At 67.0% G+C, this 14,293-nt stretch carries 11 protein-coding genes; 7 read left to right on the top strand and 4 right to left on the bottom strand.

The window, feature by feature from the left end; all coding sequences use genetic code 11:
* Nucleotides 1–3 precede the first annotated feature (3 nt).
* The 3 genes from AC3IT0_RS06490 to AC3IT0_RS06480 are packed head-to-tail and all read right to left on the bottom strand — an operon-like array spanning nucleotide 4 to nucleotide 5,496.
* Entirely contained in the window at nucleotides 4–1,596 is a 1,593-nt protein-coding gene (locus AC3IT0_RS06490) for a DUF5719 family protein (protein WP_489322936.1), read from the bottom strand.
* Nucleotides 1,589–4,921 carry a glycosyltransferase family 2 protein gene (locus AC3IT0_RS06485; protein ID WP_489322935.1) on the bottom strand — a complete coding sequence of 1,111 codons (3,333 nt, stop codon included), beginning with the start codon at nucleotides 4,919–4,921 and terminating at the stop codon, nucleotides 1,589–1,591. Before AC3IT0_RS06485 ends, AC3IT0_RS06490 begins: the two co-directional genes overlap by 8 nt.
* Before the next feature lie 29 nt (nucleotides 4,922–4,950).
* On the bottom strand, nucleotides 4,951–5,496 hold the full coding sequence (locus tag AC3IT0_RS06480; protein ID WP_185262954.1) for a WhiB family transcriptional regulator: 546 nt from the start codon (nucleotides 5,494–5,496) through the stop codon (nucleotides 4,951–4,953).
* 413 nt (nucleotides 5,497–5,909) lie between these two features.
* Here AC3IT0_RS06480 and AC3IT0_RS06475 point away from each other — a divergent pair, with 413 nt between their 5' ends.
* Nucleotides 5,910–6,608, top strand: a complete 699-nt coding sequence (locus AC3IT0_RS06475) for a TIGR03089 family protein (protein ID WP_489322934.1) — start codon at nucleotides 5,910–5,912, stop codon at nucleotides 6,606–6,608.
* Between the two features lie 25 nt (nucleotides 6,609–6,633).
* On the opposite strand, the gene AC3IT0_RS06470 is transcribed toward AC3IT0_RS06475, so the two are convergent.
* Nucleotides 6,634–7,206: a GtrA family protein gene (locus AC3IT0_RS06470; RefSeq protein ID WP_489322933.1), complete on the bottom strand. Its 573-nt coding sequence runs from the start codon at nucleotides 7,204–7,206 to the stop codon at nucleotides 6,634–6,636.
* Nucleotides 7,207–7,425: 219 nt separating this feature from the next.
* Here AC3IT0_RS06470 and AC3IT0_RS06465 point away from each other — a divergent pair, with 219 nt between their 5' ends.
* The 6 genes from AC3IT0_RS06465 (at nucleotide 7,426) to AC3IT0_RS06440 (ending at nucleotide 14,252) form a co-directional block, all read left to right on the top strand.
* Nucleotides 7,426–8,574 carry a 5-(carboxyamino)imidazole ribonucleotide synthase gene (locus AC3IT0_RS06465; protein ID WP_489323731.1) on the top strand — a complete coding sequence of 383 codons (1,149 nt, stop codon included), beginning with the start codon at nucleotides 7,426–7,428 and terminating at the stop codon, nucleotides 8,572–8,574.
* Nucleotides 8,571–9,152 (top strand): 5-(carboxyamino)imidazole ribonucleotide mutase, encoded by a 582-nt coding sequence (gene purE / locus AC3IT0_RS06460; RefSeq protein ID WP_489322932.1) that lies wholly within the window; start codon nucleotides 8,571–8,573, stop codon nucleotides 9,150–9,152. Before AC3IT0_RS06465 ends, purE begins: the two co-directional genes overlap by 4 nt.
* Nucleotides 9,153–9,162: 10 nt before the next feature.
* Nucleotides 9,163–10,818: an LCP family protein gene (locus tag AC3IT0_RS06455; protein ID WP_489322931.1), complete on the top strand. Its 1,656-nt coding sequence runs from the start codon at nucleotides 9,163–9,165 to the stop codon at nucleotides 10,816–10,818.
* An 85-nt stretch (nucleotides 10,819–10,903) separates the two neighbouring features.
* Nucleotides 10,904–12,154 (top strand): mannose-6-phosphate isomerase, class I, encoded by a 1,251-nt coding sequence (gene manA, locus AC3IT0_RS06450; RefSeq protein ID WP_489322930.1) that lies wholly within the window; start codon nucleotides 10,904–10,906, stop codon nucleotides 12,152–12,154.
* A gap of 3 nt (nucleotides 12,155–12,157) precedes the next feature.
* Nucleotides 12,158–13,132, top strand: a complete 975-nt coding sequence (locus tag AC3IT0_RS06445; protein ID WP_489322929.1) for a lipid II:glycine glycyltransferase FemX — start codon at nucleotides 12,158–12,160, stop codon at nucleotides 13,130–13,132.
* A gap of 190 nt (nucleotides 13,133–13,322) precedes the next feature.
* Nucleotides 13,323–14,252, top strand: a complete 930-nt coding sequence (locus AC3IT0_RS06440; protein ID WP_489322928.1) for a hypothetical protein — start codon at nucleotides 13,323–13,325, stop codon at nucleotides 14,250–14,252.
* Nucleotides 14,253–14,293: the final 41 nt, after the last annotated feature.

Here is a 14,293-nt window from a genome sequence, read left to right as displayed (position 1 = left end):
CGGTCAGTACCCCAGCGAGACCGGCACCTTTTCCTGCCCGGAAGCGGCCGGCGTAAAGGCCACGGTGGAGACGTCGTCACGGCCTTCCTGCTGCAGGAGCAGCGCGCCGTAGGCGGCGTCACCTGACGCGGAGACAACGTACGCCACCACCTCCGACTCCTCCACCTTCTCGGGGACCTTGATGGACGTTGTGGTGCCGCCGGCGACGTCGGCTGTGGCGGCCGCGCGGATCTTGCCGTCCGCGGTGATGGCAGCGTAGGAAACTGTGGCCCGGTTCTCGAGGACGCCGAACACCAGGATTCGGTCACCGCCCTGGGGCACGGGCACCACATGCTGGCTTCCCAGCCGGACACCGGAGGCAGCCCAGGCGACGTCCGAGGCCTTCTCGTCGTTGACGCCCCGCGTGACCCGGGTTGCGGCCACAAACGACACGTCCGAACTGGTGGACACCGTGTAGTGGCCTGCGGGGACGCCGGCCAGCGAAATCTCGGTCACGGCCCCGGCTTTTGCCGTGACAACGCCGCCGCCGGGGAGGGCTTTCTGGCCGTCCCGGCCGAAGAGCTTGACCTCCACTACCGCGTCCGACGGTCCGGGAACAGTGATGCCCAGCGCGGGACCGGCGTCGTTGAAGCCGCTGTTTCCCGTGAGGGCGGAGACCGCGCCTGCATCCTGGATGTCCACGCCGGTCATGACCTGCCGTGCGGCAGGTGCGGCGCCCGGAGCAATGAAGTCGACGCCGCCGGGCGTCAGTCCCCTCAGGACACTCTGCTGGATGGCGGCGGCCACGGGACCGCCCGCACTCCGGACGTGGACCGTGAGCTGGGCTTCACCAGGGGCCAGGCCCGCCAGGACGATTGAGCGGGTACCTCCCGGCGCGACCAGCAGCCCCCTGCTGCCCGGCGCCTGGATCTGACCCTTGCTGCCGAAAAGCTCCAGGGAGACGGTGGCAGGTGTGCTTGAGGCGTTGCTGAGGACAAGGACGGATGTGCGGCCCAGGGTGGTGCTGGCACCGGAGAGCCAAAGGTCGTTGGCGGGCGGCTGGCAATTGGCCGCCGCCGAGCCCTGCAGGTCACCGTCCGTGGCAGTGAATCTCATAACACCGGCGGCTGAGGGCTTCTGGCCTGCCTGGGCGTCGGCGCTCAGGAGGGTGGCGTCATCCACGCTGTGCCCGGCGAGCACTCCGGCGGTCAGGTCCTGGGGACCTGTCCCTTGGCCGGCCTGGCTGCCGTCCTTGGCGATCTCGACGGCGGGCGTCCCGTTAAGGGTCGCGAGCCGGCTGCCGGGAAGGACACCGCCGGGGGCGCTCAGGACGGCGCCCGTGACGGTGCTCCTGGCGGTCGCGGATTCGGGGCTGAACTGGGGATCCGTGCCCGCCTCCGTTCCTTCGAGCAGGCGGGCCGGGCCAGGACAAACCCCTGTACTGGCGCCGGCAGGAACAGCAGCCAGCACGGCCGGGATGCTGCGGCTCCCTGCCGGCTGCGGCGCGACCGAGGCGGCAGCGAGTCCCGCGCCGGCTGCGGCCACAATCGCGACGGCCGAGACCAGGCCTGCCAGCATCTGCTTGCGCGGGGTCCTGCGGGCTGCGTCCTTATGCATTCTGGTGTTCCTTACGCAAAGATCCCTCGTCCCTCGAGAGCCCTGTGTTGGGCCGGCGCGCGGGCATGGGAATGGCGAGCATGACAGTGAGTCCGATCACCGTGATCTGTGCGATTCCGGACCAGAGGGCCCAGGGGGCATCGTAGCGGACGGTCAGCTGGCCAGCGGAGGCCGGCAAGGTGAAAGCCTGGGCCGAGCCGGATGTCGTGGCAGTGAGCTTCCGCCCGTCGAGCCAGGCGCTCCAGCCCGGGTCCGCCCGTTCGGCGAGCACCACCAGCCGCCCTTCCGGTCCCCCGCCGACGGTGGTGTCGACGTCGTCGTATCTGGAAGGCACCAGTGCCACAGTGGCGCCGGTACCGTCCACGATCCTGACGCGATGGGCAACGTCCGCGGGCTGCAGTACAGGCTGGTTCAGCGGCGTAATCCGCCAGAGCCAGCCGACATCCGTCTGGCCGACGGCAACAAGCCCCGGCACGGCGTCCATCCTGCTGGCCGTGAGTTGGGCGGCGGTATCTGCCGAGCGCAGCACCACGAACCCCGCACCGAGGCGCTCAAGCCCGGGCCGGGGATCCACGCCCTGGCCGGCCACCAGCGTGGCCACCACGCTGCGGATGGACGCCGTGACGTCGTCGTCCTCCCTGAGCGTCTCCTGGCCGGGCGCGCCCAGGATGTTCCGGGCGGCGGCAATCGTTGACAGGCTGTCCAAGGTGGTCCCGGCACCGCGCATCAGCGCCGCGTCAAAGGCGCCGTTCTCCTGCGTGCTGATCAGCAGTGTGCGTGTCTGCTCCGGCCCGGTGCCACGGTCTATGGCGGTGGCGGGGAGCGTCCGGGAGCTGCCTGGCTCCACCAGCCGCGGCGTTCCCAGCGCGGGCCCTGCCGGCACGTCGGCTGGGAGGGCAACGGCTGAGGACCGGAGCAGATTCTGCGCCGACCACACCGCCATGCCGGCTAGCGGACCGGCCAGCAGCACCAGCATGGCAAGAGCCGTCGCGGCGCGGAGGGCAACGTTGCGCCGAGTGCTCTGAGAGCCTGCCCGGTCCGCGGCATCAAGCAAACGCTCGGCACCAATCAGCGCAGCACCCAGCAGGGCGAACCCGGCGGCGGAGACGGCCGGACCGGTGAACGGAGTCACCAGGGTGTCGGCATTCACGCCGGTGGCAACGTGCCCTGCGAGCCAGCTACCTGCGAAGATCACCAGGGCCGCCACCCAGAGAACACGTGCCGTCCTGCTGCGCTTACCCGGGAGGAAAAGGGCGGCCACGGCAAGCAGCAGGACGGGAACGGCTACCAGCAGTGCGAGCATGAGCGCCCACGGGATGACCTGGCCGCTGAAGAACGGAAGGCCGGAAAGTCCACCCTCGGCCGAGAACAGCAGCGGCTGCCCCAGGAACTGCTGCCACAGCGGTGCTGCCTCGAATCCCAGCGGAACACCCGGGTCTGCCAGCAGGGCCCGCGGCCTGTCGATGACGGATAACCCGAAGGGAAGAAAGAGCGCGGCGCTGGGCAACAGCGCCCACCACACCGTGCGACCACGGCGGCCAAGCATCAGCCCGCAGAGCACAATCAGTACCGTGGCAGGGATCAGCAGTGAAGGGGCCGAGGCGGTCACAATACCCAGCGACAACCCTGCGGCGGCGGCGGCGGTCCAGGACGGCATGCCGTTGATCCCAGGCCGTGCGGGCGGTTTTTCGGTGAAACGCCGGTCATCCGGGGACGGGACAATGAACCGTCCGTGGCCCACGGCGGACCCGGTGGCGCGCAGGAGTGCCAGGACCAGCAGCGGAATCATGATGTGGGCCACCAATGCACCAGCCCGGCCTTGGTTCAAGGCTATCTGCAAGGCAGGAGCGGCCGCCCAGAAGAGTGCGGCCACAAGGCGGAAGCGGCGCCGGATGGTCAGGCCCCCGGCCGCAAACCATGCGGTCAGGCCGGAAAGCGGGGCGGCGAGCAGCAGGAGCCAGGCCATGGCCGCATTGGCGTCTCCCCCGCCGAGCAGGCCAAGGATCCACAGCACATAGCCGAAGGGGTCGCCCTTGCCCGGCAGCCCTGCCCCCAGGCTAATCCACCAGCTGGAGGCGTGGTGCCAGATTTCACCAAGGGTGGATGACACCGGAATGAGGCCTCCGCCGGAAACAGAGTCGGCCCGGAACAGCCCGGTGAGCGCCGTGAGGGAAGCCGCTGACGCGATGATGATGGCGGCGATGGCGCCGGCCCCCACCCAACCCCGTTCTGTGGTGGTCAGCGTGGCGAAGTCGTCTGATGAGTCCCCCGTGGGCTGGTCGGCCAGGGGGTCATGGACCAGGCCATCGGCCGTGGAGTTGTCGGCACCCAGGGCCTCCATCAGGGAACGGCGGTGGTTCCAGACTTCACGCCGGGGCGTCTGCAGCTTCTTAATGACGGACCGCCGGATCCGCCGGCTGTTTGCCGCGGTCCGGCGGGCCTTTGCCACGGCACCGGGCCGGGCCAGGGCAGCGAATGTGGCCACAAGCTGGGAGAAACCGTGCCCGGGATCCTTGACCGCGATGCTGAGCACGAGTTTGAAGATGCTGCCCAGCAGCGCGCCGACCGCATGGATGGGCACCTTCCACAGCGGGGCGTGCTTGAGGCGCAGATGCACCTGGGCTTTCCGCGCCGCGGAGGCGTTTCCCTGGGCATGGGGCCGGTGGGCTACGTGGAACATGCGCGCAGTGGGAACCACCACCACACGGTGCCCCGCGAGGCGGTTGCGCCAGCAGAGGTCGACGTCGTCGCCGGTGCCCGGCAGCGCGGGGTCGAAGCCCTTCAGGAGCTCCCAGATATCACGGCGGACCAGCATGCCGGCCGAGTTCACCGCAAAGGTGTCAGTGCGTCCGTTGTACTGGCCCTGGTCCAGTTCATCGGCATCGATCAGGGTCAGCCGCTCGGCCCAGCGGCTGGTGGAGAGCCCGACGTCGATCAGCTGGCGTTCCGCGTACCAGTCCAGTTGCTTGCAGCCGGCCACCGTCACGGATGGTGCGCGCTCCACGGCACTGAGGAGTTCGGCCAGCGCCTCCGGCGCCGGGGCCGCATCGTCGTGAAGCAGCCAGATCCACTCGGTTGTGGCGCGCTGGGACTGGCCTTCCCAGGGCGCGTGCGTGTTGAGCCCGGCGCGTACGGCGCCGCCCATGCCGCTCTTGCCGGGCGGAAACGTGCTCACATTGGCTGCGCCGAAGGCCCGTTCCAGGAGGACGGCGGAGTCGTCGCGGGATCCGGTGTCCACTCCGATGAGGGAGTCCGCCGGCCGGGTCTGGTCCGCGAGGGCAGCCAGGGTTCTGGGCAGATAGGCACTGCCGTTGTGGGACACCACAACGGCAGTGACATGTACTTCCTGAAGAATTAGATTGCTCGCTTCCTTAGCCGCCGACGCTCACGCTCGGAAAGGCCACCCCAAATGCCAAACCGTTCGTCGTTTGCCAGTGCGTATTCCAGGCACTGCGACCGCACATTGCATGCACCGCAGACCTTCTTGGCGTCGCGCGTGGATCCGCCCTTCTCCGGGAAGAAGGCTTCCGGATCCGTTTGCGCGCACAATGCATCAGTCTGCCAGCCGAGTTCGCCTTCGTCGTCGAAATCCTGCCTGAACGGCAGTCCGATCCACACCGGCTGGGTGCTTGTCCCTTGTGCCGGGGTCCGCAGTTCCATGGGCGGGTCCAGGTCGTCATCGTCCTGGTCATGACCGCCGTCAAGGAGTGCTTCGTGCGCCGCCAGGAAGGCTGTGGCCTGGTCCTGGAGGGAGTCTTTGGTGTTGCGGTTGTAACGGTCCGCGGCGTCGGGATCGGCGGGATCGACGTACCAGTCGCTCGGTACCCCCCGTGCGCGGTATTTTGCCGTTGCCTGTCCGGCGACGACGGCATCTTCATGGATACGCTCTGCTTGCCCCACGGCGACCCTCCCCAAATGTTGCAGCCCCTGCCTGAATACTTAGACACTCGGTTGTGTGCCCGTATTTATGCAGTGACTTTCGATATCTAATTACACGTGTGTAACTAGTGGGGAGTCAAGCCGTGGACGGGATAATAATCAACTTTCCGGGCCAATCGCTGGCACGCCACGCCCGGGAGTTTTTCGAAGGCCCGGCCCGCCGGAGGCCTGACGGTCCGCATCGACGGCCCAAAAGCCAAGTTTCCGCTGAATAGCTGCCAAAAATACAGGCGCAGGCCGAATTAGACAAATAAGATGACAAACTCCTGTGAGTAACATCACAGCTATGCCGGACCCGGCTGGGACCCTTAGGGGACTCCGTGCCCGGCCTCCCCGCCAAGGACACCCCACGGCGTCCGTGGCAAGATAAAGCCATGAGCATCCCGGCGATAAATCTGATGACCACCCTGCGTTCCGGCCACGCCACGTCGCCCCGCCTGACCTGGTACGGCCCGGACTCCGAGCGCGTGGAGCTCTCCGGTCGTGTGCTGGACAACTGGGTGGCAAAAACGAGCAATCTGCTGCAGGACGAACTCGACGCAGAGCCCGGCATGCGGCTGAACCTTGACCTGCCTGCCCACTGGAAGTCAATGGTGTGGGCACTGGCCGCCTGGCAGCTGGGCATGGAAACAGTACTGGACGGCGGGAAGGCGGAACTCCTCGTCACCGACCGGCCCGGAACCGTTGAGGGGAAGTACGACGCCGTAATAGCCGTCGCGCTGCCGGCCCTGGCGATGCGGTGGCCGGGTGACCTGCTGGCCGGCGTCATCGACTACGCCGCCGAGGTGCGCTCCCATGGTGACGTTTTTATGGCGCACACGGACCCTTCGGCGGCCGGCTGTGCCATTCGGGCGGGAGGAGGCCAGTGGCACGTCCACGAAAGCCTGATCACTGGTTTTGCGGCGTCACATGAGGAAGGCGTCAGGCTTCTGGTCCCGGCCTCCGAAGGGCTGGAGCCTGCGCTGGCGAACTCGCTCGGCGCGTGGCACAGCGGTGGTTCAGTGGTGCTGGCGCACCCCGATGTGGAACTGACGGACAAGCTGCTGGCTGCGGAACGCATCCACGGCAAGTAGCGTCCTGCGCAAATAGCTTCCCGCGTCAGGGCTGCCGGCGGCTTTCCGATGAGTCTGCCTCCGGCTGCTCCCCGTGCTGGGCGACGGCAGCAGCCTTCTCCCGATGGTGCCGCTCGATGAGCTCGTGGTCGTGGGAGAACTCCGGCTCCTGGTCCAGTTCTTCGTTGAAGACCCAGAAGCGGTAGGCGAAGAAGCGGAAGATGGTGCCCAGGACCAGGCCCACCACGCTGCCGGCAATAAAGAGCGAGGGCTTGTCGTTCAGGTCCAGGATGTACTTCGCGAACCAGACGCAGCCTGAGGCGATCAGGAGACCTACCGCGTTCATCACGGCGAAGAGCGCGGCCTCGCGGGCCACATTGGCTTGCTTGCGGTGCCTGAACGTCCAGTAACGGTTGGCAACCCACGAGAAGATGCTTGCCACGACGGTTGCCAAGGCCTTGGCCCAGACCTCGCTGCCGTGCATCGGTCCGGTGAACAGCCAGATGAAGACTGCCGAGTCAATGACGAAGGCCACACCGCCCACGGCTCCGAACTTGGCCACTTCACGCCAAAATAGCGAGGCGAGCCCCCGGATACGATCTGCAAGTGCGCTAAACATGACCCTCCATGGCCGTCCGTTCAATGGGCCACACGGCCAGAGGTCTATTTTAGACCGAAATCGGTGAACCGGCCCCCGCGGCGTGCAGGGTGGTGGCCGAAATACCCGAAAAGCGGGCCCCTCGACGTCCCAAAGCCCGGATCCGGTGAGCTCTTCTGTAGGCTGGCATATGTGACTTTTCCAGTAATCGGCGTGGTTGGCGGCGGCCAACTCGCGCGCATGATGGCCCCAGCCGCAACCGCCCTTGGCTTTGAACTCCGTGTCCTGGCTGAGGCGGAGGACGTTTCAGCCGCGTCGGCTGTGTCCACTTCACCGGTGGGTGACTACACGGACCTCCAGACACTCCTCGACTTCGCGGACGGCCTGGATGTTATGACGTTCGACCACGAACACGTCCCCACAGACCACCTCCGCGCGCTTCTGGCCGCCGGTGTGAATGTCCAGCCCGGTCCGGACGCCCTGGTTAATGCCCAGGACAAACTGGTGATGCGGGCTGCCATCGACAGCCTGGGACTTCCAAACCCCACCTGGGCTGCGGTCGCTGACGTCGCCGCGCTCGTGGCCTTCGGCGACGAAACCGGCTGGCCCGTTGTCCTCAAGATGCCCCGCGGCGGCTACGACGGCAAAGGCGTGCGGATCATCGACTCCGCCGAGGCAGCCGAAGAGGCTGCCCCCTGGTTCGAGGCCATGAGCCCGCTCCTCGCCGAAGCGAAAGTTGAGTTCAGCCGCGAACTGTCCGCGCTCGTGGCGCGGACCCCGGGCGGCGAAGCGAGGGCCTGGCCGGTGGTGCACACCATCCAGGTGGACGGCGTCTGCGACGAAGTCATCGCCCCCGCCCTGGACATCCCCCTCGAGGTCGCAGCGGCCGCGGAAGACGCGGCACTGCGCGTGGCCACGGAACTGGGCGTCACCGGAGTGATGGCCGCGGAACTCTTCGAAACGCCGGGCTCCGGCGTCGGCTTCCTGATCAACGAACTCGCCATGCGGCCGCACAACACCGGCCACTGGACCCAGGACGGTTCGGTCACCAGCCAGTTTGAGCAGCACCTGCGGGCGGTCCTGGACCTGCCGCTGGGTGCCACCGACATCCTGGGCCCGGTAGTGGTCATGAAGAACTTCCTGGGGGGCGAGAACCAGGATCTGTTTTCCGCCTACCCGGCCGCGCTGGCCAGCGAGCCGGCAGCCAAGGTCCACTGCTACGGCAAGGCAGTGCGTCCGGGACGCAAGATTGGCCATGTCAACCTGGTAGGGACCTCCACGGATGATGTGGACTCGGTCCGGCAACGCGCAACCCGGGTGGCGGCCATCATCCGCGACGGCCGGGTTCCCACCGAAGAATCAGCACGGATTTCCGAGGAGAACGCATGACCACCGAAACCACCACCGGCAGCGCCGGCCCGCGTCCCATCGTTGGGCTCGTCATGGGCTCAGACTCGGACTGGCCGGTCATGGAGGCGGCCGCGGATGCATTGGCTGAGTTCGGCATACCCTTTGAAGCCGATGTGGTCTCCGCACACCGGATGCCCACCGAAATGATCCGGTACGGCCAGACCGCCCACGAGCGCGGGTTGAGGGTCATCATCGCGGGAGCCGGCGGGGCCGCCCATCTTCCCGGCATGCTCGCCAGCGTCACTCCCCTGCCCGTCATTGGCGTCCCGGTCCCGCTGAAAACCCTGGACGGCATGGACTCCCTGCTGTCCATCGTGCAGATGCCGGCCGGCGTTCCGGTAGCCACCGTGTCCATTGCCGGCGCACGGAACGCAGGCCTGCTGGCAGTCCGGATCCTCGCGTCGGGGACGGACGAACTGGCAGCCTCGCTCCGCGCGGATCTCCTGGACTTTGCCCAGGAACTCAACGACGTCGCCACCCGTAAGGGAGCCAACCTCAGGCAGAAAGTCAGCGAAGTCTTCGCCGACAGCAATGGTGTTCTCCGGGGCAGCCGTTAAGGAACCGGACATGTCCAGAAGCAGAAGCGAACCGCAGCAGCCAGCAACCGGCACGGTCATGACTGATCCTGTCCGGTATCCGACCAGCGCCTCCGCCCCCGTCCGGACCAAACGGGGCTTTGCCCTGGTCCTGATGACCCTTCTGGTGCCCGGCAGCGCCCAGATTGTGGCCGGCGACCGCAAGCTCGGCCGTATTGCCCTGCGCGTCACCCTGTGCGCCTGGGCGTTACTGGCGGTCACCCTGCTGCTGTTGGCCGTGAACCGGTCGCTCCTGATCAACATCATCACCAATCAGTTTGCCTCGCTGGTGATCATCCTGGTCCTGGTGGCTCTGGCGCTCGGGTGGGCGTTCCTCTTCATCAACACCCTCCGGCTGATCCGCCCTGTCCTGTTGGCACCGGCGGCGCGTCCCGCCGTCGGCATCGCCCTGGTCCTCGCCCTGGTCCTGAGCAGCGGCACCCTTGGGTATGCGGCCTACCTGCTGAACGTGGGCCGCAACGCGATCGGCAGCATCTTCTCCTCGGGACCGTCGATCGATCCCGTGGAGGGCCGCTACAACTTCCTGATGATGGGCGGTGACGCCGGCGACGACCGCACGGGCCGGCGCCCGGACAGCCTCTCCGTGCTCAGCGTGGACGCCAAGACCGGCCAGACCGCCATGATCTCCGTACCGCGCAACCTCCAGAACGCCCAGTTCAGCGAAGGCTCGCCCATGCGCCAGGTCTACCCGGACGGCTACGACTGCGGCAATGAATGCCTCATCAATGCCATCAACACAGAGGTGACCAACGAGCACGCCGACCTGTACCCCGGAGTAGCTGACCCAGGGGCCCAGGCCACTCTGGAGGCTGTCTCTGGAACGCTGGGCATCACGGTCCAGGCCTACGTGCTGGTGGACATGGAGGGCTTCGCCAAGCTGATTGACGCCATGGGCGGGATCCGGATCAAGGCCGGCGGCTGGGTTCCCATGAGCGGCTACTTCGACGAGGTTACCCGCACTCATGGCATGCCCTTGGGCTGGATTCCCGCCGGTGAACAAACACTCGATGGCGACCGCGCACTTTGGTACGGACGCTCCCGCGAATTCGTCGACGACTACGCCAGGATCCAGCGGCAGCAGTGCGTCCAGCAGGCCATGCTCAAGCAGCTGGACCCGGCAACCCTGCTCGCAAAGTTTGAGGACATCGCCAGTGCGGGCACCAAGGTTGTGGACTCAAACATCTCCTCCGCCCAGCTGGGCGGTTTCGTGGATCTCGCCATGAAGGCCAAGGGGCAGGAGGTCAAGCGGCTCACCATCGGGCCGCCCGACTTCGACGCGTCCTTCTCCACCGTGCCTGACTTCGAGATCATTCACGACCGGGTGGACCAGCTCCTGGCCTCCGCGTCGGGGCAGCCCCAGGCTGCCACGCCGGTCGACGGCATCGTGCAGCCCGCCGCGGCCGGCGGACGGCTGCAGGCGGCCGCGCAGCTGCCCACGGCTGCCTTCCTGGCAGCCGGTGGAGTCCGCGCGCAGACTGCCCCGCCGTCGTCGGACTTCACCCCGGTGACCACAACGCCCGACGGCGAGCCGATCACCGAGGCGATGCTGAACCAGCTCAAGCGCGAAGGCAACGAACAGGCGCTGCGTGAACTGGTGGCCACCAACGGCCAGTGCGCGCCGCTCTAGGCCCGCTGCGCCGTCGCCTGGAAAACCCGGCCGCAGCACGTGACTGCACGACTCCGTAGACCTGAACCAAGAATGGACACCGGCTGTGTACAAAATTGAAAACGTCCTCCGCGACTACGCCTGGGGATCCACCACCGCCATCGCCGGGCTGCTGGGACGCCCCGAGTCCGGCCGTCCCGAAGCCGAACTCTGGATCGGCGCCCACCCCGGTGCCCCTTCAACGGCCCGCCGGGCGGACGGCTCCGTGGCACGGCTGGATGCCTTGATCGCCGAAGATCCGGAACATTTCCTGGGCAGCGAATCTGTGGCCGAGTTTGGCCCGCGGCTCCCGTTCCTGACCAAGATCCTTGCTGCCGCGCTGCCGTTGTCCCTCCAGGTCCATCCCAGCATCGAACAGGCCAAGGCCGGATTCGCCCGCGAAAATGCTGCAGGCATTGCGCCCGATGCCGCCCACCGCAACTACCGCGATGACAACCACAAGCCCGAGATGATCTTCGCGCTGACGCCGTTCGAAGCGTTGTGCGGATTCCGGGCGCCGGCAGCAACCCGGAAGATCCTGCTCCATCTTGCCGCCTGCTTCGACCTGGTGGAAACCGGCATCCCGCCCCTGCTGGTGGAGCTGCTTGAGGTCCTGGACAACCCGGACGAGGGTGCCGGCCTCAGGAACGCCTTCGAGCGGCTGATCAACGGCGGCGACGACGTCTCCCACACCACAGCGGTGGTGGCGGCCGCCCTGATCTCCGGCGCTCCGCTGGCACCGTACCAGGCGGAGCTGTCCACGGTGGTCAGCCTCAACGAAAAGTACCCGGGTGATCCGGGCGTGCTGATTTCGCTGCTGCTGAACAGGATTTCGCTGGCCCCCGGCGAGGCCGTCTACCTCCCCGCGGGCAACGTGCACGCGTACCTGCACGGCTTGGGTGTTGAGGTCATGGCGTCCTCGGACAACGTGCTCCGCGGCGGGCTGACGCCGAAATACATCGATGTGCCCGAGCTGCTGCGGACCATCGAATTCCAGCCGGTGGCCGTCCCCATGCTCACGCCGGAAGTGTCCGGCCTTGGCCAGGAGCTCTACCAGCCGCCCTTCCGGGAGTTCCAGCTTCAGCGGATCGAACTGGCCCCCGGCGCGGAGCCGGTGCCGCTGGCCCAGGCGGGCGCCGTCGTCGTCATTGTTGTTGACGGATCGGTGTATCTTGATTCCCCCAAGGGCGACCTGCACCTGGCGCGCGGTGGCAGCGCCTTCCTGCCCGCCGCGGAAGCACCGGTCAACGTCCACCCGGTGGCCGGTGCCGAGTCCCCTGCCGTTGCTTTCGCCGTGACCACGTCCCTGAAGGCCTGAGCCGTGGAATTCTTCCTGCAGACGCCCGCCTGGGCGGACGTCCAGTCTTCGCTGGGCCGCACTGTCCATCAGCAGTCCGGCCGGGGCTGGAGCTTCCTGGCCGTGGAGGAGAAAAACCCGGCCGGCAAGGTCCTCTACGCCCCCTACGGACCGGTGGCATCCTCCGCGGAGGCGTTCGACGCCGCCCTGGCCGCCCTGGCGGCAACGGCGCGGTCGTGCGGGGCCGTGTTTGTCCGGATTGAGCCCGTGTCCGCCGGGCTGGAGATGCCGGCCGCGGCGGAGCTCAGCCGGCGCGGCCTGCAGCCGGCGCCCGTGAACCAGCAGCCTGAACTCAGCTGGATCGTGGACCTCGAAGGTGACTTCAAGGACGTCCTGGCCGCGATGAAGCCCGTGAACCGGAACCTCTACCGGAACATCCATAAGAAGGGCGTCACGTTCCGCACGTCGCAGGACCCGGACGACATCAGTATCCTGCTGGACTTCCTGCACATGACGGCCCGGCGGAACGGTTTCAAGCCGCAGAGCGACGAGTACCTGACCCAGGTCGCAGCCTCCCTCATGCCCGCGGGCGCTGCCACACTGTTCATCGCCGAACTGCACGGGGAGCCGATCGCTGCTGCCTTCGCCTACGACTCCGCGGACACCCGGACCTACGCCCACGCGGCCTTGGATGACACCCACCGCAAGCTCAGCGCGGGCATACCGCTTCTGGTGACCCTGATGGCGGACGCCAAGGACCGGGGCCTGAAGTACGTTGACCTGTGGGGTGTTGCGCCCGCGGACCAGCCTGATCATAAGTGGGCAGGATTCACCGCGTTCAAGAAGTCCTTCGGCGGCCGCGAGGTGGCGTACCCCGGCACCTGGGACCTCCCCGTGCAGAAGCTCCGGTACAACGCCTACCAGCTGGCCCGCAAGCTGCGCGACAGGCTCCGTGCCCTCCGCTCCCCCTCCTTGCCCCCGGCGCGAACGGACACTTAAGCCCCCGCCCTTCCGCGCGAACGGACACTTAAGCCCCCGCCCACTGCCTCTGTCCAGGGCCACAAGTGTCCTCTCGCGCATTCCCAGGGACAAAACCTGTGGATAACGGCTTTGCCATCGCCAGACGCGTGCACACTGAAGCATGGGCCTCGCACCGCTCCCTGAGGAGCTACTCACCGGATCGTTTACGTTGGCCACCGCGGCGGCTTTAGGGGTGTCGCGCAAACGGCAGCGGCAGCCCGACGTCGTTATTCCATCCAGGGGTGTACGCATCCCTCTGGAGAGCGACGCCGGTGTCCCGGCCAACCTCCGTGCTTACACGGCGCTGGACGAATCCTCGGTGCTCACGCATCATTCGGGCGGCAGAATATGGGAGTTAGGGCTGCCCCCGTGGCTACAGGAAGACTGGCGGATCCACGTGGCGCGGGAGCGGGAAAGCAGCAGACCCCGGCGCCAGAACGTCGTTGGCCACCGAATGACGTTCAAGCCGGGCGAAGTGGTAATGCACGACGGCGTCCGCGTCACGTCGCCAGCCCGGACCTGGCTGGATTTGGCAAATCTGCTCACCGTAGACGAATTAATCGCCGTCGGCGACTCCGTGGTTAACAGCCACGGAACAGACTTTCCCCGGCCCAAAGAGCCACTGGCCACAACCCATGATTTGCACCGTATGATCGCCGCACATCCGGGGATGAGAGGCATGAAAACGGCACGCCTGGCCCTGAACGAAATCAGGGTTGGCGCCGATTCCCCACAGGAAACAAAGATGCGGTTGGCACTGGCGCGCACGGGCCTCGGCGAACCGGCGTTGAACCATGTCATCCGCAATGGCTGGGGGCAGCCCGCGGTTTGGCCGGATGCTGCGTACGTTCAGCATCGGTTGGCACTGCAGTACGACGGCGCCCATCACTCGGAGGCCCGCCAGGTGCGGCTCGACAACAAGCGCCGGGCCGTCACTGAGCGGCTCGGCTGGATGGAGGTAAGGGTTTTCAAGGAGGACCTGGAGGGAGACAAACCCTTCGTCGTCGAGCTTGTGAAGGCCGCCCTGCAGTCCCGCCACCGTGCCGGGGACGTCCAGAATGGCTACCGCGGCAGGGAACATGCGCGAACGGACACTTGAGGCCCACAGTTCCGGGGCCTCAAGTGTCCGTTCGCGCAGGA

The sequence above is a fragment of the Pseudarthrobacter sp. KH_020_B genome (assembly GCF_057840185.1).
Note: the sequence above shows the minus strand (reverse complement) of the source record. Positions and strands in the feature narration are given on the sequence as shown.